A 19,973-nucleotide genomic window follows, 5' to 3' on the forward strand; every position below is an offset into this window, starting at 1 on the left:
CGATTTATTCGTTTTATTGTGCTGTTTTATGTTAATAGATTAACGTTGAAGTTGTTTAATTGATTTAACCTTGTTAAATATATCAAAGCTGAACATGCTACTAGCTATGATATTAAATTACTGATATAAATATAGAACTTTTATAAAATAACCATCGAATAACAAGGGAATGGATCAATGTACAACTTAGCTAAAGTTATCCACTGTCTTTTTCCATTAATGGCTTTAGTACTTTTAATTATTGGAATCAAAAGAAAAGCAATTTATTATGTTATCTCAGCATTATGGTTAAGTCTTATCGCATTAGTTATACATTTCCAAAGTTCTGGCGGCGAAATTCTCGGCAGTTATTTTAATTATGTGAATGCTGCAATCTATTCTGCCAATTTGATAATCCTTTTTGTTGCGTTAGTTAAGGTAATTGATCATTTAAGCAGTGATAGCTCTCTGTTCCGATACGTTAGTACGTTCATTCAATCAGTTATTGTAATTGGAAGTATTCTGCTCATTACGAATCTCTGGATTAATGCTTATTTTATTGAAAATAGAATGACAGGAACTCCTGTAATGCAGGTTGCATTGCTACAGAAACCTGAATATTGTTCCTATAGATACATATTTTATAAGGTCGCATCTGATGGTTCAGTGCTTTATCTATGTCCCAATCATTATGGATTAGTACCTTCCATAGGACGTTTGGAGATAAGCCCCGATTTTATTACGACACAATTATCTGTACCGAGTAAAAAGCAAATGTTATTGTTACAAAAAAAAAGAGTAGAAACGAATTAGAGAATTAATTTTGCAAATTGTTCTTAAGAATATTATTTGATACTATGCCTATAATTTACGAATCCAGTACTTACATGAGACGTTTGATTTTTATAGTTTTTGTCTTCCTATCCCTAAGCGCTTATTCAATGGCGCCAAAATTGAATTGGGATAATGCTATAGATCATGCAATAAAACGTTATGGATTGAGAGTAGAACCTCAGTTGATTTCATTTTTTTCCAAAGCTGGTGTTAGTTATCCTCCACGAGAGATAGCATTACTTGCATTCAAATCTGAACGCAAGATAGAGCTGTGGGCGAAAAATCCAAATCAGGACTGGACACATATACATAATTATCCTTTAACTGGATTTAGTGGTCGATTAGGTCCTAAGCTACGCGAAAATGATAAACAAATTCCTGAAGGCGTATATAAACTGGTTAATTTTAACCCATTTAGCAGCATGCATTTATCTATGATGATTAATTATCCTAATAGTTTTGATCGTGAAAAGGGATATTTGGATGGTCGTAGGGAATTAGGGAATAATATTTTTATCCATGGGCGCAATTTATCTGTAGGATGTCTGGCAATAGGTGATCTGGCTATTGATCAGTTGTTTATATTGGCCAGACGAGTTGGATTAAATAATATAAAACTCATTATTGCTCCAAATGATTTGCGTCATCAAAAACCATCAACTTCTACATTTGCTCAACCAAGATGGTTGCCTGAACTCTATAAACAGATATCTGAATCGTTAAAGCCTTTTAACAAACCTAAATATACTGTTTGAGTATAAAAATCACAAATTATTTGATTTAAGTATATACTTATTTAAAACAATAAATTTTGGATACTATGACAACTCCACGAAGGCAATCATGGTCTCACATTGATCTTGGCGACACAGCTGAAAATGATCCGCTTTTAGCATGCCTTGTTTTGCTTACAAGGTATTATCAAAACCCATTCTCTCCCCTATCCCTTGTGGCGCGTCTACCCTTGGTTGATAATAAACTCACCGTTGAATTGTTTCCAAGATCTGCCGGGCGTGCTTCACTTGATGCTGAGTTAAAAACTATAAAACCTGAGAATATTGATGAAGAAGATATTCCTCTGGTATTACTTAAAAATGATGGTAGTGCTGTTTTATTGATTTTGGATGACGAAGGAAAGAAAACAATACTTGATCCAAAGACTCCAGATACTCGCATTGAACTTAACGATGTTGCCTCCGAGCTAAGTGGCCAGGTTATATTAGTGACTCAGCAATTTAAACATTCCCACCGATCTCAGGAAACATTAAAAAAAGAGTCTAAAAACTGGTTTTGGAGTGTCATGATTAAATCATGGCCACTTTATTCTGAAGTGCTGCTTGCATCTTTGTTAGTTAACATCTTTGCTCTGGTTATTCCCTTATTCACCATGAATGTGTATGACCGGGTTGTACCTAATCATGCTATAGATACAATGTGGGTTTTAGCCAGTGGTGTTGCTGTAGTCTTTATTTTCGATATGCTGCTAAAAACGTTACGATCCTACTTCATTGATGTAGCAAATAAACACAGTGATCTTGAGTTATCGGCTGTTATTTTTCAGCAGGTACTAGGATTAAGCATGTCTAATAGACCGCGTTCTGTTGGTTCATTAGCAAACACGGTGCAATCGTTTGAGATGTTCAGAGATTTCATCACGTCAAGCACAATGACGATATTAGTCGATCTTCCTTTCGTATGTATCTTTTTATTTGTCGTATATTTAATTGGCGGCAGTCTATTCTGGATACCCTTTCTTGTAATACCCATTATTTTAATTATTGGTCTCCTTCTTCAATGGCCATTAATTCGATTAACTAGAAAGGCTTATCAATACGCTTCTGAAAAACAAGCTACCTTATTTGAATCCTTATCAACAATCGAAACGGTCAAAACAACAGGTGCTGAGTCTATTCTGCAATCCCGATGGGAAAGAATTGTTAATGAAGCATCGAAAAATGCCATGCATTTAAGACTGGTATCGAATACAAGTATCAGTATCACCAATCTTGCAACTCAAGTAGCAACTATAGCAATTGTTATTGCTGGTGTTTATATGATTTCGAATAATGAATTAACTACTGGGGGTTTGATTGCTTGTACCATATTAACAGGTCGTGCCTTGGCGCCTATGGCACAGGTTTCAACTTTATTTACACGCTATTTCCAATCAATGAACGCTTTAGAGTCATTAAATAATATCATGCAACTGGAGACTGATATCAGCGAGGATGCTCGTTTTCTTCACAGACCGGCATTAAAAGGCGATATCGAGTTTAAGCACGTTTCATTTCATTATAAAGACGACGATGTTAACGTTCTTGAAAACATTAATTTTAAAATAAAAACTGGAGAGCGTGTTGCAATAATCGGACGTGTTGGTTCAGGTAAGTCAACACTGGGCAAGTTATTGTTAAAACTATACACACCAACGGAAGGCACCATTCTCATGGATGGTACAGATTATAAACAAATTAATCCGGATGATTTGCGCCAACAAATTGGTTATGTGCCTCAGGACGTTATTTTGTTTTATGGTAGCATTAGAGATAATATTTGTGTTGGCGCGCCCTTTATTCATGACAGCGCCCTTTTAAACGCAGCTGAAATAGCCGGAGTTACCCAGTTTACTAATAATCACCCGAAAGGCTTTGATCGACCTGTCGGTGAAAAAGGCTCAGAACTATCTGGAGGCCAAAGACAATCGATTGCGGTTGCCCGGTCCTTGATTATGCGTCCTAATATTTTACTTTTGGATGAACCCACTTCTGCCATGGATGATAACAATGAACGGCAAATTAAAAAAAGATTACATGAGTATCTTGATGATAATCATACTTTAATTTTAATTACTCATAAATTGTCCATGCTTGAGTTGGTCAATAGAATAATTGTTTTGGAAAATGGTAAAGTAATTGCTGATGGCGCCAAAGAAGCAGTGCTCAATGCCCTTAAAGCCGGCGTGACTATAAGGAAACAATAACATGAGTAAAACTCACAAGTCTCGAGCCTTTACCCATATTATTTTATGGACATCTGCAGTATTCATTTTAGTCGCTATAATATGGGCTAATTACGCAATACTAGATGAAGTGACCACTGGTGAAGGAAAGGTTATACCATCCAGTGAGATACAGGTCATCCAGAATCTTGAAGGTGGAATCATACAGAAGATCTTTGTAAAAGAAGGTGAAATAGTTAAGAAAGATCAAATATTGATGCAAATTGACAATACTCGATTTATGTCAAGTTATGCGGAAGCAGAGAAAAAAATTGATTCACTAAAGTTGGAAATTATAAGGATTAATGCGGAAATTAGTCAAACTCAACCTGTTTTTCCGGAGGATCTTAAAAAGAATTATCCAAACCTGGTTAAAGACCAGCAATCACTTTACGAATCACGAATGAGAGAATTAGTGCAATTACAAAAATCTCTTGAATTAGCCCAAAAAGAATTAGACATGACTCGACCATTATTAAAAAATGGTTCTGTTTCTGAAGTTGAAGTAATCCGTCTGGATCGTACTGTAAACGAAATAAAGGGAAATATTGATAAATTTAAATCCGATGAATTGGATAAATTAAATAAAGCCAGAGGCGATCTTTCGGCTTTAATTGAAGCAAATAAAGCCGACAAGGATCGTTTAACTCGAACTACAGTAAGATCACCGGTTTACGGGATTATAAAGCAAATTAAAACAACTACTATCGGCGGTGTGGTTCAACCAGGAAGTGATATCATTGAAGTCGTTCCTCTTGATGATACACTCTTGATTGAAGCTAAAATAAGACCATCCGATATTGGGTTTATACATCCAGGACAAAAAGCTGTGGTAAAAATTACGGCCTATGATTTTTCAATCTATGGAGGACTTGAAGGTGAAGTCGAGCAAATTAGTGCTGACACTATCATAGATGAAAATGATAAAAAAAATGAAAGTTATTATGTAATACGAGTTCGTACTTATAAAAATCACTTGGGAACCGCTCAAAAACCATTGCCAATTATTCCTGGTATGCTCGCTACTGTTGACATACTTACTGGTAAGAAATCAGTTTTAGAGTACATACTTAAACCCATAATAAAAGCCAAACATTCCGCACTACGTGAACGTTAAGCTGCTCGCTGACCTTGATAACAGCCTCTGTTCAAATAGAACGTTCACTCTCATCGTCCGGACTTTCTGCCCTAAACAACCTATTTATTTGGATGGTTCCACAAGAAACTGACTAACGCCTATGCCGCGCGGCAAATTTAGTGAGGGTGCACGGACAATCAACATCGTTACCATACTATTTTGCTGTACATATTCACTACGACTTTGGTAAGTAATCAAGAGAGGTATTTGCACTCGCCAGGAATAAACGCCATCCAACAAACCCTTCTGTAGAATAACAGGTGCTCGAGTTGCTACTGCTGATACAATTAATTTCTTCGATTGCACAACCTTTTCGTTTCCAGATTCTTTTAATGATTTTAAAAATAGACTATACCCTTGTTCTGTAAAAAAAGAAGATAAGTGTTGCAATTGTGTTTTTTGATTCTGAAAATTATAGCTAAATGCCGAAACAGCTGCTTCATTTGCCCAAACAAGTACCGCAACATCTGATTGATTTGCTTTGGTTAAGTCATCATTTTGTAATGAACATGGGCATGATTTATTCATGGAGGCGTCACTGTTATTTGATGCTGGCAATTGAGCAGTAACTGCCCATGTGGCCAGACAAAGGCCCCAACAAAATATCCCTAACGTAATTGATTTAATTTTCATATGAATTTCCTCATCAGCTGCAATATTGCTCTGTGAAAGCATATTGAAAACAAAAAGATCTGCACGGTGATTGTCTCTGTCCAGGCCTGCAAGTCAGAAATTTACGGACAGTTCTTGACTACGTTAACATCATTCTTCAAAAAACAATTCCGGGATGATCTTTCCTCGTAATAAATCCATATCGTTGCAATATCCTTAAGGTTTGTAAGCATTTTATGGGAAATACTACCTATTTTGCTTTCTAAGGTGAATTTTTGGCAAGCCTGCATTCTAACCAATACCCGTTTTCCCAGTCAAATTTTTCGACCATATATTAACCAAACTATTGATAAATTTAACACAACCGGTTAGCGTTGCCTTCATCTTTTTTTCAGGATGAAAATCCATGAGCGGTAGTGAGCGTAGCTGGTCCGCCAAGCCCAGTAACCAGAATTAGAGGTCCGGCCCCGATCTTGGGAAAAAGGTATCAAATCTCGAATGGTTCAAATCTTATGCGAGCGTCCCAATATCACTTTAGCAATTTTATGACTAGAAAAAGTTTACAACTAATTTTAATCAACGCGTGTGCCTATCCTAGCAAAATTTTTTGCCCACAAAATGTAAAGTAATTTACCGTCAATATCTTTCATTGGGATTAATTTATCTTCCTCTTCAGTCGAAGAATATGCCAGTCTCAAAAACGATCATTTTGTGAAAGTGATTTGCCGGGCTAATTGTTAGCCCGGCCTTGCTGAATTGTCTGAGAAATCTAATAATATATCAGAGGTTGTTTGCCTGTTTTTGCAAATACCCATATCAAAAAAACCTATCCCACAAAGGGCTGTTGCAATTCCAATACCCGTCACTACTAATCCTGTTACACCTAAAGTTGCAGAATTAAGCACTATAAATGAGATAGCTAAAGCGGCAATCCCTACAACGCCAATAAAACCACTTAAGACTATCATACTAATATCCATCGTTGACAAAGAAGATGTTTCTGTTGTTTGATAGGATTGTACATCAGAGTGTTTAGTTGATGAGTGTTTTGTAAAACTTTTATGAAGTTCATCGTTCTCAGTTTCTATAATCTCCTTTTTACTGTTAAGCACTTCTATATAAGCATCTCGCCTGGTCGTGAGAACTGTGTAAATATTATCTCTAGCTTTTTGAGATAAATTAGGAATCTTCTCATTGAAAATAACTGAATGAAGAGCCTCATTGGATAATGTGCTTACTCGCTCCATACCATCGATAACTTGCCTAGGAGAACTATATTGAAATATCTCAGTGTTTTTACCACGATCTCCCCAGTAAAAAAATCCACTCTCGCCTTTTAATAATTTAGTTAAATTAGTTAAATATTGTTTAAACCCATATCCTGAGGAATCATTATAATTACAGTACCCTGGATCAATTTTAACAAGTTGGCAGTATTCATCATATTCGACTAATCCTACATTTTGTAAGGTGTTGCCCACTGCATCCCAATCTCCTAGAAAAGCAAATACTGCAACATTTTCATAAAGGCCAATAATTGGTTTATTCTGATTATTACGGGTATGTTTTGCTAAAACATATTGTTTAGGAAAGCTTTCCATGTGCGTCTTTGTATCAAAAACTATTATCCTATCCTTTGCAGTTAATTTTCCTCCCATCCAAATCAATAAATCTTTGTAACCAGGTTCAATACGAGAGACTAAAATAGAATATTTTCCTTTTTCATCTGGAAGAATATACGTTTTAGGAACTTTTACCCCACATAACTCCAATAGGTCATAACTTAATTTCTCTAACGCACAATTTTCTTCCGCATTGAAGTTTTGAAATTTTTTCAAAGCAAAATTTTTATGTTCATTAGATTTTGTTTTTTTAACAGTAATAATTGGTGTTGAATTACCGCCCACGAGTTGTTGCTTTGTATCCTTAAATCGCTTTCTCGGCAGAATTATATTTTTTTGGGTCATAATTTGTAAAACATAAAATTAAATAATGATTATTATAAATATGTTTCCTTAACGTAATCTTAAGCATAGGAATGTGCGTCGGTAAAAGGGTGGTTTTATAATGTAATAAGCCGCTTAATCCCCTTTTGCGGGCGGCAAGTCGATTATTTTTAGGGTGTACATATCCATTAAACATTTATAAATAAATGCCTTATTGATACTTGGTAAATCGGAATTTGAGCGCAGTTTTACTAAGTTACAAAATTGTGAATTATCTAGTTTTGTTTCCTGCTCAATATCTCCGGGTTTTTCCCATTTGTAAATGATATGCAAGGGTGAGTATTTATTTTTTATACCTGTTAATCGTTCCAAGCGTTTGGTAAATTCATGATACCATTCTTCATAATGTTCAATTCTCTCTAATTTATAGCCTAATTGTTCTATCCAATTAATAATGACATCAAAGTTTACTGAACTATTTCCTTTTGGATTAGTAACAAGGTAGGTAGCATGCCCCGTTGCTGCAATTAATACATCATCTGCTATGATGTTTGCAATAAAGTCAACTGGGAGACCATCAAAAGAAGGTTTAAGGCTTTTTTCATTGGCAACTTGATAAAATGAATCAGGTGCTATTCCTGTAATTATTAGTCCTGCTATTAATCGGGTAAAAAAATCTTCGGCATTTATTTCACCGGAATATGTACTATGGGCGAGAATCATTCCACAACGGAATATATGTACAGGAAGATTAAACTCCTCACTGAAATTTTTTAGTAAAACCTCCCCTGCCCATTTGCTGGTTGCATACCCCTCTGCATAACTTCTTCCGTTATAACGAATTGGCCATTGTTTGCGAATATCTTCTGTTTCTAAAATAATAGAGCGATCGTGTAATCCTCTGGAAACTGCAACACTGGAAATAAAACTTATTCGCTTCAATTTATTTTTAATTGCAAAACGAATGACTTCCACTGTTCCCATTACGTTAGTTTCAAATAATTGCTCGTAGGAAAATACATGATTTACAAGTGCTCCATTGTGCAAAACCATATCGACTTCAGTTGCCAATAAATTATATATTTCATCACTTAAACCAAAGTTCGGCGAGGTTAAATCTGCAGCATAGACAATGAGATGTTTTTGGGCTAGTTGGCTAAAGCGATCTTTAAGTGTTGATTCACTGTGTTGAAAACAATGTAACATTCGATCACGGGCCTGGATGTCATCTTGTGCTCTAACGAAACATATTAATGTTCCACCATTAATTGATAACCTCTCTAATAAAGCCAGTGCTAGAAATCGTCCCAGATAACCATTTGCACCTGTTAATAATACAATGGAACGTTGTTCCACTTTTTTTTCTTTCAATAATTGTTTAGCATGTTCTAGTTCATGGGCATTAAAAAATGTCGACAACTTTAAATCACTAGCAAACAGTTTAATATCTTCTGGTGTGTTTGCTTTATATGGGTGTACATCTGAAAAAGAAATTGCATGCGTTTTGATACTCGCTGCTGTGCCTTGACGTTTATTGTTCACATCTTTGATTAAACTTTTTATTCTGTAAGTAGGATTTAAAACGAGACTAACGGGTATTGAAACTGAATAAATATTTTTAATCATATGTGTCAATCTTACAGCATCCAATGAATCGCCACCTAATTCAACAAAACTGGAATTGCCAAATTCACCATTTTGTACACCAAGAATGGCGCAGATCATTTGTTCTGTACTTGAATCTGTATGCTCTACCCTGACTAGCTCTCCAAGTTGCTTTTGTTCAATGTGCTCATACAGTTCTTCCAGTGATTTTTTATATTTTTTCTTTAAATTGGTTCGTGCTAATTTATTACTTTCTGTTATCAATTGATTTTCTTGAGAAAATGGTTCCATTTCCACGATTAAGTCTAATGGGATTTCATAAGATCGTAGCTTTGCGGATTTGGCAATTGAATGAATCTCCTGAAGCAGGATTTGTTTCATATGCAGTGTATCTGGAGGTAAACCTTGTTCAACGAGCTTCTCTTTTATAAGACTGATATTGGGTACTACAACAGATAATAGATAAGAGCGCAGACTACTTCCATAGAGGTATATTTGATTAATTAATCTGCCGCCACTTGAAAAAATATGCTCTAAACGCAACAAAGTAACAAATTCACCATTTCCTAATTTAATTACATTTTTTACCCTATCGATCAAAAACAGGTTGTTAGGTGCGTGTTCTTCAACAATATCACCTGTTTTAATATATCCATCTGCATCAAATAAATCTGCAGTCGCACTCGGATCTTGATAGTAGCCAATCACAGCGCGATTGGTTTTCATATATAACTCACCACGGGGATAAGGTTTATCCGTGGTGAAATAATTGAGTTCAGGTACGCTCACCAGTTTATAATCTAGTACATTTTGAGGTGATGTTTGATTATTTAATAGCAGAATACCTAGTTCCGTAGAACCATAGACATCAATCACGGGTATATCAAAACACCGCTTTAAAAAACTCATTACTTCAGGTGAAGTCGGGGCTGATGCTGTAATGGCAATAGACAGTCGGTCACCTAAAATTTTGTATTTCATTTCAGATATTATTTCATTTTCTACATCTAACCTTTTGGAATTTTTAGTGGTTTGCAAACGATTACTTACATTAATTTGAAAATTCTGATAAATCATTTCAGAAATTCGTGGAATGAGATATAAAACAGTGGGTCTTACAAGAAGAATGTCTTCAAAAAAAGTAGACATATCTGATTCTAAAGTAAAATAAGTAATTCCTCCCAGCATAAAAGAATTTATAACAATCATTCGTCCAAACATATGATTTAGCGGCATAAAATTAAGTGAAATTGTAGGAATATCAGGATCATAATTATAAAATCCAGGTTTACCCCATAATTCTCTCCATGCTTTTTCTGTGATCATTGCACCTTTGGGTACACCGGTACTTCCTGAAGTGTAAACCAGTGTTACAAGTTGATCTGCCCCTTTTTGTGGAAGGATTTTTTCCAAAGCAACAGTTTGTTTTCCCAAACTCTCTAAATCATCCAAGGTCAGTATGTGACAATTTATTTTTTTGTTTCTAAACATTGTCCGCATTGTATTGATCAGCTCGGATTGTTCGTCATCTTCTAAATGACAGTCGATCACAATAATGCTGTTCACTGATGAGCAATGCGTTACTGCATTACAAATCAAATTTAATTGTTTTAAACTGGCAACCAAACATCTCATATTGGTATCTATAACAATTTTTGTCAGTTCTTGTTCTCGCATATTTGTTTGTAATGGAACAGAGATAGCACTTAGATAGAGACAAGACAGTTCAGCTAAAACAAACTCGGGACTACCGAATGCGCAAATACCCACAAAATCATTTGGACCCACAAGATTTGAATTATTCCATCCAGTAGCAATGTATGATATTCGATGCCAAACTTGCTTATAGTTTAGAGTTTCAAATTCGGGTAAATAATTTATTTTATTTCTATGATTAATTTTTATGAGTTCTGTTTTACGAAAACCAAGTGCGGGCTTCATTTCATAATTTTTACAATAATGTTCAATTAGCTCAATACAACTTAGTGTAGTTTCCATTAGCCTACTCTATTAAAATTGGCTCTATGTGCCTTTGCGGTAAAAGCCTAAATTGAGTATAGTACCCTCGATTGAAAATTGAAAATGATACAAAAATTACCTAGTGAAGTAGTAAAAGTGGCTTGGGAGTATGAATGACATAACGCCCAGATTCAGTCGTCATTTTGCGAGATAGAATATCTATTGGGTGATAATTTATTAGCAATATCATTCTTAACCGAACCCTGTTGAATGATTAGGTCAAAGGCAAGCTGCGAGAAAAATGGAGCAAGTTTATTACCGTATCCACCAAAACCAGTGTACCAAAATAATCCCTTTTTATTGGCATCAAAACCAATCAAAGGAAGTGAATCTTCGGTGATGGTTTTTACGCCCACCCAAGTCGATCTTAAGAAAGGCATTGGCAATGTGACTTGTTTGAGTAAATCAAGCATGTGTTCAATGGCTTTTTTATCAGGCACCGAAGATGAGTTGAGATTGTTTATCGCCTTTTTTGAGCTGTTGGAGGCCAAAATAAACTCATTGTTTTGGTGCAACTTGGGTTTTATGAAAAAATTCATCGCATCGTCAGTGATGGCAGGGATATAGTTGGCTTCCTCTGTTAACCCATCAAAACCAATCAAAGCACAGTCTTGACGTTGCAGATGAACATATGGATTTTTAAATAATTGATTGGTCCATGGTCCGGTTGCATTAACCACTATGGGCGAGCTGTAGGTAGTTGATGCTGTTTTTATCTGCCAGCAGTTTTGTTGTTTCTGAATGTTTAGGACGGATTCAAACGGATGAAGATCCAGGTTTTTACAACTCTGGAAGGCATATAAGTATTCCTTTTTTATGCATTCTATTTCCAGATCGAAATAGTTTTTTTCAAAATAGAGGGTTTTGAATTGATTAAAATCAATTAAACGCTTTGTGGCCTCAATGGTTTCTGAAACAAAGCCATAGTTAGATAGAGCATTAACTGAAGATATAGGAATGAGGTCTTTGTAGTTGGGGTCGCTCATCTGCCCGGAGGGAAACAAAGAGGTAATCAGGCGACCACGTGGTTTGATAATGTTTGGATTTAGGTTGTTGTAGAAATTGATACACTCTTGCAGATAGGGGGTAAAGAGTCCTGAAGAATAAGACGATGAAAACCCTGCTAGCGATTGCGATGTGGTGCCTCCAAAAAAATCTTGTTGTTCAATAAGAATCACTTTGTGGGATTGCATGCATCGATAGGCCAATGAAAGCCCGGCTATGCCACCACCAATGATTATGATATCGTGCATGAGCCTCTCCCTTGTATAAACTATGAACAGTCAGGGTGAGCAACTTTTTGGGTAAACGTCCAACAAGTTCCTAATCTTTAATTCCAAAATCGGTTCGAAAGATCAGCGGTTTCAACCCTTGTTTAATCAAATAACTTTTAATGTAATCCACTTTGTTTTGAAGCTCATGGTCTTTAAGGGAAATATAGACTCCAGCGCAAGAACCACTATGAGAACCAATTACCCCATAAACAACTTTGTCATCCATCAGTTGTTTTAACTGTTTCACATATCGGTTCGGATTGCGTTTTTGGTTCATAATGAAACTTGTGGTTGTGATAGACCCAAATAATTCCTCATCTCCATGCTCACAGGAATAGATGAAATCTTTCAATAAATTGGCATAGCGTTCCTGTTCACGCTTAGAATAATACACTGTCTTATTGTATTGAATTGTATCGACGATTTTGTCATCAAATACCCCCACAATCACCATGTCAGAAATAATGTTTTTAATAAAATAAATCGGTTCAGAAGTATAATGATTAAACACCAGTAATCCCTGGTATAAAGTACTGTCTGAGGGTTCTATTTGCGATAAAATTTGTCCACATAGTTCATTAGAATACTTATTTCCAGCCATCAGATTTAACGCACGAAAAAAGGCAACCAGGTCACAAGTTGAACTTCCGAGCCCAACTCCGCGAGGTATCACACTGTCAAACATTATTCTATTGTCGATTGTAGTGTGCGCCAGAGAATTAAATAACTCTAAAAACTGTGCTTTCTTGAACTCCAGAATTTGGTCTTTAACGAATATGTGTTTGAATATACGACAGATACATCGCACAGTGATTGGACAAGACACTAAAAAGGGAGTGTTGGATGGCAACCATCCTTGCACAAGTTCTCCGAAATGAGCGTAAGATACACCTTCATAGTATTCGTCATTAGAGATCCTGTCCATGATATAATCCCCCAGTCAACATTGCGACACATCTATCGCCAGGTTGAATCCAGCCCGTGTTTTTTAATTTCTCAAAAGCAGCCACTGTAGCGGCAGAAGTATGACATGCATTGACGTATTTTTTTGCCAGAAAATTAAAACTGTGTTCTATCTCGTCCTGGGTTACCATACAAAAACAGCCCTTGGTTTCATCGACCACCTGTTTGACATAAGGATATGATTTTTTAGGATTGCTGCGTAAAATTGCTTTGGCTGATCCCACGGGATCTTCTGGAATATAAGATTCGATGATCTCATCTGCCCCTTCAGTATAGGAGAGACACATGGGTTGGCAGGTATCTTGTTGTACACAAACAATTTTGGGGATTTTCTTGATAAAGCCTTGTTTATAAAGCAACTTTACGAGACTGTGAAACCCAATAATGCCCATACCACTGGAGACTGCTTGAATAAACACATCCACATCCCAATCCATTCGTAATAAACTTTCAAGGTATGAGGTTTTTAAACCTTCACGTCTGAAGGGATTAAAGAACCCTCCTTCATAAAAAATATGTTCTTTTTTAGAAAATTCCATGCAGGCCTCATCTGCAGCTGAGAGGTTATTTTCTGCTACATGGACTGTTGCATAGGGATTGGTAAAATAAAGTCTTTGTGCATGAAGTGTTGATGCAAAAATATGAACTCGTAAGGCACCCTGAACTTGATTGGCCCAATACATGTAGCTTGAGCCTGTGTTTCCCGAAGAAACCAAAGTAACTTCTTTGCAACCCAAGGCAATTAAACTGGGAACAGACATGACACATTGCCTGTATTTGGTACTGATACTGGGTAATACTCCTTCGTTCTTCCCATACAAGATGCCCTCACCTTCTACTAATGGAATCAAAGGAGTTTCTGTACAATCATAAAACGGATGAAATAAAATCGGTAAAATTTTATGAAAACGCCAGATCCCGGAATAGCGCATGTCTATGGAAAACGCAGTATCTGGATAGTCGCAGGCGATGAGTCCATTGCACGCTTTACAATGAAAGTTGAGGCTTAAAGAATCCTCCTTGCCACATTTTAAACAAATAAATCGGCAGTCAGGGTTAAGTTGGACTTGTTTCATATCATTCATTGAACACCTCTTGATTAAAGGCACTAATCATGGATTTTTTGTACAAATACTGATGATTCAACATGTGCAATGTCTTGACTTATTTATTCAATCTCATAGAGCCATAGTTTGTGTCATTCAGTACCCTATAGGGATCTCTAAATTAGTCTCTAAAAGTGGATAATTGAAACCTCAAAAAACTATTAAACTACCCTAAGTGTTGACCATGTTGTGCTTTTTTTCAAGACACTGCTCGACATAATCGATTCGTAGTGCCATCTCCTGTCAAATGCATTTAATATTATGTTCGCTCGGACAGGATTCGCTTATTATATCGGTGAGATGTATCAGACTATTGGTTTTGAGGTTTTTTATTTAGCAGACGATTAAATGTATCCAGACAGACGGGTTTATTTTCTCTAGTCTGAAAATAACTGAGTGGTGTAAGCAGTGCAATATTCATATTTAAAGCAGGACAAAGTGTTACCCACTCTGCAAAACATTGTTCATTTATTTCATATTTGCCGTATCCCGTTTCTGCATTACCCAGTTTGCAAAAAGCAATAGATGCCATCGCATTTTCAAAGGTTGAATTTTGATTAGTCCAGATGTATTGCTTATCAATATGAAACAAATATCGAGTACCACAGAATATTAGCGCCATCTTTAATCCAGTTTGGTATCGTTCATTAAATTCAGTTTTGTAAATATCTTCTTGACGAATACGTTCCTCCAATTGTGATAATCGTCCTTGTGCAATATCCTGATAAAACCAAATCATTCGGCGAATGGCAATAGCAGTATTCAAAGTTACTCTGTCAGGAGTTGCATCACCATATTTTCCTTCCAAAAAATCCTTGCTATGAGTCGAACCATGAGCCAACTTGAAGGCAACAAACAACCTGTCTACTGACAGTTGAGTTAAGCCAAAGTTAGTTTGATCATTAAATCTGACTCCGTTTTTCGTTGTTAGTTTTAACAAATTATACCAACGCTGCAAATTGGTATCAGGTCTGCTTGTGGATATTGAGTGGCCACTCATGTCAGTGACATTGGTAGGATCACCACTGCTTTCTTTTAGAATCATGGCAAGTACATGGGCATATTTTAAAGGCAAATTTTCTTTGAAATAATGGTGTTGTGCATTGGCCATATGCTGATATATTACAAAGTTCTGAAAAACAAGCATCCTGAGACTATAGTCTATTGCATTACATTTCGGGTCTTGCTCTTCAGCCATCACCTCAGCAACATGTTCGGTCAGGCTTTCAACCTGTTCTTCATCAGGCAAACCAACGATATCAGGGAGCCAACCATTTTCATCGGGGTCTATTTCCTCTGGTAAACTGAATTGTTCCATAACTGACTGAGGGGCATCATCTCCAAAAAGTGGAAAAGTAAATCCCATCAATAAAGCAAAATAAACACACAAAGAAATTTTATTGTACTGTTTTTTCAAGTTCATAAGCTACACCCTTCTGTATTGAGTATAGCTCATATGATTTTAGAGTCAGGGTAAATTCATTTATCCTGAATCAGATCATATCGATTCATTGAAGAGATACTACAATACGTGTTACTATTGGATGAGCGGTAAAGTGACCTCTCATTAATTTTCGATTGTTGTATATAAACTTCCTTAATTGAAATAACTGCGGTACCTCATAAATAGAAATAGCTCCTACTTGTACTGAATGTACATCCAAATTTTTAATATAAACATGAATAAGAAGCAAATATGTTAACTAATCCATTAAAAAATACACGAATTCTGATTTCTGGTGCAAGCATAGCAGGGCCAGCTCTAGCCTATTGGCTACAACGCTATGGTTTTACAGTAACAGTTATAGAACAGTCTCAGCAATTAAGAACTGGGGGATACAAAGTTGATACTCGAGGAAAATGCATCGATGTTCTTAAAGCGATGGGATTATATGAACAAGTCAAGAAATGTCATGTTCATACAAAATCAGCGATATTCGTTGATGATGAAGGCAACACTGTTATGGAAATGCCCGCTTCTGAATTGGGAATGCGAGAAAAAGATGATGTAGAACTTCTAAGAGGAGATTTATCAAATCTTCTTTATGAAGCATCGCGACATACCTGTGATTATATATTGGGTGACTCCATTAAATCCATCAATCAAACTGATGATGAAATTGAAGTTCAATTTGTACATGGACAATCCAGAACATTTGATCTGCTTGTTGGGGCTGATGGTATCCATTCAAATGTGCGCAGGCAAATATTTGGTGATGAACAGAAGTTTTTATATGATCTCGGACACTATTATTATGGTATTTACAGCGTTGAAAATTATTTGGATTTCGCAAATGAAGAAGTTTTTTACTCGAAAAATAATATGCAGATTAACATGTCATTTACTAATAAACAGGATGCTTTTAAAGTAATTTATCTCTTTCAAGATACCCAATTAATCTTTAATTATCGAGATGTTGAACAGCACAAGGCGACACTTAATAAACACTACCAACACGGTAAATGGGAGACTCCTGCTTTATTAAAAGCCATGGATAGCGCTTCTGATTTTTATTTTGACGCAGTAAGACAAGTCCGGATGCAGAGTTGGTCTAAAGGCCGAGTTGTCTTGGTTGGCGATGCGGCTTATAGCCCTGCATTAACTTCAGGCCAAGGAAGTAGTATTGCTATTGTAGGAGCCTATGTGTTGGCCGGAGAGCTGTTTGCTGCTGGTGGAAATTATGAAATCGCTTTTGGTTCTTATCAACAACTCATGAGCAATTATGTAAAATTGAATCAAGACTTAGGTGAAGCCGTGATGCAGTTCATACTTCCGAAAAGCAAATCTCGAATTTCTGGATGGATAAATAAATTGAGCTCCTGGGTATTGCCAAAGGATTATGCGATAAAAAAACTTCGACAACAATTTCTTATGGCATCAAACGGAATTAAACTTAAAGACTATGCCATATAGGCTTCCATTGAAGAAATCTGGTAAATATTCAATTGTTTCAAGTTAATTTTGGGGACGATTCTTTCGTCCCCTGTTGAAGCAGCTGACTGTTCTTATCTGGATTGAAATTGCTTAAATTAGAGTATACATGACTTGATCGTAGGCCTATCCGACACAAGTACCAGGGCCACACCAACCTTGATTTATTTTCAGAATTTTTTGTTGGATTATCTTGTTTATAATCTGATCTTTCATGAATATTCTCCCTTTAAATGTAAATGCATGTGCAGTTAAAGAATATAAAACCTATAAAAATCAGTCAATTAGTTACCAGGTAGTAACCTCCCAAGAGATTCAGGCGAGAGATACTGAAGCAGATTTGAATCCTGCTCCAGATGCTGATGATGGGAAAATCCCGAGTTTATTGAGAAGTGACACTTTGTGTAACGATACTGCCGAAAACGCAAAAGTCTACTTATTCGTGTTCAGGATGCACAACAAAAATACCTGGCGCATTGCGTAGGTATTCATGGTAATCCATGCCATATCCAAAGATGTAATGATCCTCTACCTCAAGTCCCACAAAGTCAGCCTTTTGCAGACCATTAGTCACTCTTTTGCGATATTTATCTACCAATACAGCACTGTAAACTTGTTTTGCACCCATGGCCTTAATTTCTTCAATAATTGCAGCTAGCGTTACTCCACCATCAAGTATGTCATCCACTATTAATACAGTTCGATCTTCTAAATTAACAGAAGGTTTAACCTTCCAATGAATTTCACCTCCAGTGATATCCCCTCTATAGCGAGTTGCATGAACATAATCCACTTCTAAAGGGAAATCCAGACGATGCAGCAAGTTGCCTAAGGGAACCAATCCGCCAATCATGACACATAAAATGACTGGATTTTGATCCTGTAGTTTTTCATGGATTTTAATGGCCATTCTATCAAGCGCTGCTTCTACTTCATTGGTAGTAAATAAACAGGTTGATTTTTCATAAACTTCCTTTATTTTACTAGGGATAGTCATTTAGTTTCCTTCGATATAGAGACTGATTTGTTATAGAACATGAATGGTCTAACTCAAAAATAAATTAATCTTTTATTTTACCTGTTCCTGGAAATGGACTGACTTTGTTTCCATACCCCAGATTGTCCTTGACTTTAGCTGTACCTTGTTTTGTTACTTCATCGATTCGAAAGATTGAATGCATAGGTATAAACGTACGTTTAACACCGTTAAATTCCATTTTCAGCTTCTCTTCAGAAGGATCTACAACCAATGCCGTTTGTTCACCAAATACCAATTCCTCAACTTCAAGAAACCCAAACATTTCACTTTCTTTAATAGATCGTGCATATATCTCATAAATTGCTTCTTGATTAGCAAAAGTGATTTTAAACAATGTTTTTTTCGTCATGAATTTAACCTTTTCTTAAAGCAAACTGAAGTATACAAAAATATGAGTGTATTGTTCAAATAATTATACATTAATAATTAATTCGTTGCTGGTTGCAAGGGTGATTTATACTCTTTAACAATGGGTTGTTCTACCGGTTGAGTTAATAGAGATGGGCTAATGTATTCATATTTCTGTGCAATATAGCAATAAAATCCAGAGGGGAATGGCCAAATCATCTTACCCACCTCATCAAAAAAGGTCAGTTTATTTAGAATAGATTTTTTATTAATAGGCGGAATATAACCAAAATTGTTTAACGAGCATTGCCTGTAGCCTCTTTGTAGAAAAATTCTATTAAGATTAAAGGCAGTACGCATTTTAATTTTACGATTATCATAACAATGTAATAATCCGCATTTCATTGCGGCACCCCATAAACTCCAGGGATTGATATTTAATAATACGACAAGGCCCATAGGTTTAAGAATTCGATCAATTTCATCAATCAGGGTATAGCTGTTATCAAAAGGTTCTAAAACCAGAGGTGCAATCACACAGTCAAGACTGTTTCTATTTAATGGTATTTGGCTAAATGAGCATTCCAGACTGAATTTTTTATGAAGATCAAACGGAGAAGCTAACCATTTGTTGCTATAACGTAATGAATCCATCCAGGGATTATCACCACAATTACCCAGTTGTAACAGAGTATCCCCTTTTAAACATTCTTTTAGAGGTTCTAATTGATTGGCAAACTCGTGCACAACAGACAAGCCAAGTGGAGTTTGAAACCACAAGTTTAGAGCTTGATAATGTTTTAACTGCTGAGCGATCAACAAAATAGTACCTGTTTTTAATGGTTATTTATTCATTTATCTACAATACAACGAGATTCAGATGCAGACAATTCATTTTGTAGATTTAAATTCTTCTCTATAAATTATTATAAAAGAAGTTCACTTATACATAACGTACTTTATATTTCATCCATTCAAGTAGCATCATTTCTCGATAAATGCATTCAAAACGCAGTGAACCTTCTTAATATTTAGGCACGGCAAGGTCCCGCATTACATTCTCGATGAGGTTTCACGTACTTTTACTAAAGATATCAAATATATAACTTAACTATAGGATTAAATGTTAATTTGTGAGTAAAATTCGTGAAATTAAATGAGTTTTTAACTATAGTTAGAA

At 35.9% G+C, this 19,973-nt stretch carries 15 protein-coding genes; 5 read left to right on the top strand and 10 right to left on the bottom strand.

All coding sequences use genetic code 11. From position 1 onward, the window contains the following. Positions 1 to 177: 177 nt before the first annotated feature. The 4 genes from Lqua_RS05680 to Lqua_RS05695 all read left to right on the top strand — a co-directional run bounded on the left by Lqua_RS05680 (position 178) and on the right by Lqua_RS05695 (position 4,928). Positions 178 to 792, top strand: coding sequence for a hypothetical protein (locus Lqua_RS05680; RefSeq protein WP_058473316.1), 615 nt, complete (start codon positions 178 to 180; stop codon positions 790 to 792). A gap of 74 nt (positions 793 to 866) precedes the next feature. Continuing rightward, positions 867 to 1,568 carry a L,D-transpeptidase family protein gene (locus tag Lqua_RS05685; RefSeq protein WP_172459548.1) on the top strand — a complete coding sequence of 234 codons (702 nt, stop codon included), beginning with the start codon at positions 867 to 869 and terminating at the stop codon, positions 1,566 to 1,568. Between the two features lie 65 nt (positions 1,569 to 1,633). Continuing rightward, positions 1,634 to 3,793, top strand: a complete 2,160-nt coding sequence (locus Lqua_RS05690; RefSeq protein WP_058473318.1) for a type I secretion system permease/ATPase — start codon at positions 1,634 to 1,636, stop codon at positions 3,791 to 3,793. A gap of 1 nt (position 3,794) precedes the next feature. Continuing rightward, positions 3,795 to 4,928, top strand: a complete 1,134-nt coding sequence (locus Lqua_RS05695; RefSeq protein WP_058473319.1) for an HlyD family type I secretion periplasmic adaptor subunit — start codon at positions 3,795 to 3,797, stop codon at positions 4,926 to 4,928. Positions 4,929 to 5,012: 84 nt separating this feature from the next. On the opposite strand, the gene Lqua_RS05700 is transcribed toward Lqua_RS05695, so the two are convergent. The 7 genes from Lqua_RS05700 to Lqua_RS05730 form a co-directional block, all read right to left on the bottom strand. Beyond that, positions 5,013 to 5,582, bottom strand: a complete 570-nt coding sequence (locus tag Lqua_RS05700; protein ID WP_238585538.1) for a DotI/IcmL/TraM family protein — start codon at positions 5,580 to 5,582, stop codon at positions 5,013 to 5,015. Positions 5,583 to 6,298: 716 nt separating this feature from the next. Continuing rightward, positions 6,299 to 7,528, bottom strand: a complete 1,230-nt coding sequence (locus tag Lqua_RS05705) for a hypothetical protein (protein ID WP_058473321.1) — start codon at positions 7,526 to 7,528, stop codon at positions 6,299 to 6,301. 114 nt (positions 7,529 to 7,642) lie between these two features. Further along, the gene (locus Lqua_RS05710; protein WP_058473322.1) at positions 7,643 to 11,110 is read right to left on the bottom strand and encodes a thioester reductase domain-containing protein; all 3,468 of its coding nucleotides are present in this window, start codon (positions 11,108 to 11,110) and stop codon (positions 7,643 to 7,645) included. Between the two features lie 152 nt (positions 11,111 to 11,262). Further along, the gene (locus tag Lqua_RS05715) at positions 11,263 to 12,384 is read right to left on the bottom strand and encodes an NAD(P)/FAD-dependent oxidoreductase (protein ID WP_058473323.1); all 1,122 of its coding nucleotides are present in this window, start codon (positions 12,382 to 12,384) and stop codon (positions 11,263 to 11,265) included. A 70-nt stretch (positions 12,385 to 12,454) separates the two neighbouring features. Beyond that, complete coding sequence (locus Lqua_RS05720; protein ID WP_058473324.1) at positions 12,455 to 13,330, bottom strand: GHMP family kinase ATP-binding protein; 876 nt, start codon at positions 13,328 to 13,330, stop codon at positions 12,455 to 12,457. Next, positions 13,314 to 14,453, bottom strand: a complete 1,140-nt coding sequence (locus Lqua_RS05725; protein ID WP_058473325.1) for a pyridoxal-phosphate dependent enzyme — start codon at positions 14,451 to 14,453, stop codon at positions 13,314 to 13,316. The genes Lqua_RS05720 and Lqua_RS05725 overlap by 17 nt, the downstream gene beginning before the upstream one ends. Positions 14,454 to 14,784: 331 nt before the next feature. Beyond that, a complete protein-coding gene (locus tag Lqua_RS05730) occupies positions 14,785 to 15,897 on the bottom strand; it encodes a hypothetical protein (RefSeq protein WP_058473326.1) in 1,113 nt (370 codons plus the stop codon). A gap of 273 nt (positions 15,898 to 16,170) precedes the next feature. On the opposite strand from Lqua_RS05730, the gene Lqua_RS05735 reads away from it, so the two are divergent. Beyond that, positions 16,171 to 17,388: an FAD-dependent monooxygenase gene (locus Lqua_RS05735; protein WP_058473327.1), complete on the top strand. Its 1,218-nt coding sequence runs from the start codon at positions 16,171 to 16,173 to the stop codon at positions 17,386 to 17,388. A gap of 454 nt (positions 17,389 to 17,842) precedes the next feature. Here Lqua_RS05735 and Lqua_RS05745 read toward each other — a convergent pair whose 3' ends face one another. The 3 genes from Lqua_RS05745 to Lqua_RS05755 all read right to left on the bottom strand — a co-directional run bounded on the left by Lqua_RS05745 (position 17,843) and on the right by Lqua_RS05755 (position 19,615). Next, a complete protein-coding gene (locus Lqua_RS05745) occupies positions 17,843 to 18,403 on the bottom strand; it encodes a hypoxanthine-guanine phosphoribosyltransferase (protein ID WP_058473329.1) in 561 nt (186 codons plus the stop codon). A gap of 64 nt (positions 18,404 to 18,467) precedes the next feature. Further along, the gene (locus tag Lqua_RS05750) at positions 18,468 to 18,794 is read right to left on the bottom strand and encodes a DUF1820 family protein (RefSeq protein ID WP_028384641.1); all 327 of its coding nucleotides are present in this window, start codon (positions 18,792 to 18,794) and stop codon (positions 18,468 to 18,470) included. 77 nt (positions 18,795 to 18,871) lie between these two features. Continuing rightward, complete coding sequence (locus Lqua_RS05755; protein ID WP_058473330.1) at positions 18,872 to 19,615, bottom strand: methyltransferase domain-containing protein; 744 nt, start codon at positions 19,613 to 19,615, stop codon at positions 18,872 to 18,874. Positions 19,616 to 19,973: the final 358 nt, after the last annotated feature.

Source organism: Legionella quateirensis (genome assembly GCF_001467955.1).
In the GTDB taxonomy this organism is placed as follows: Bacteria; Pseudomonadota; Gammaproteobacteria; order Legionellales; family Legionellaceae; genus Legionella; species Legionella quateirensis.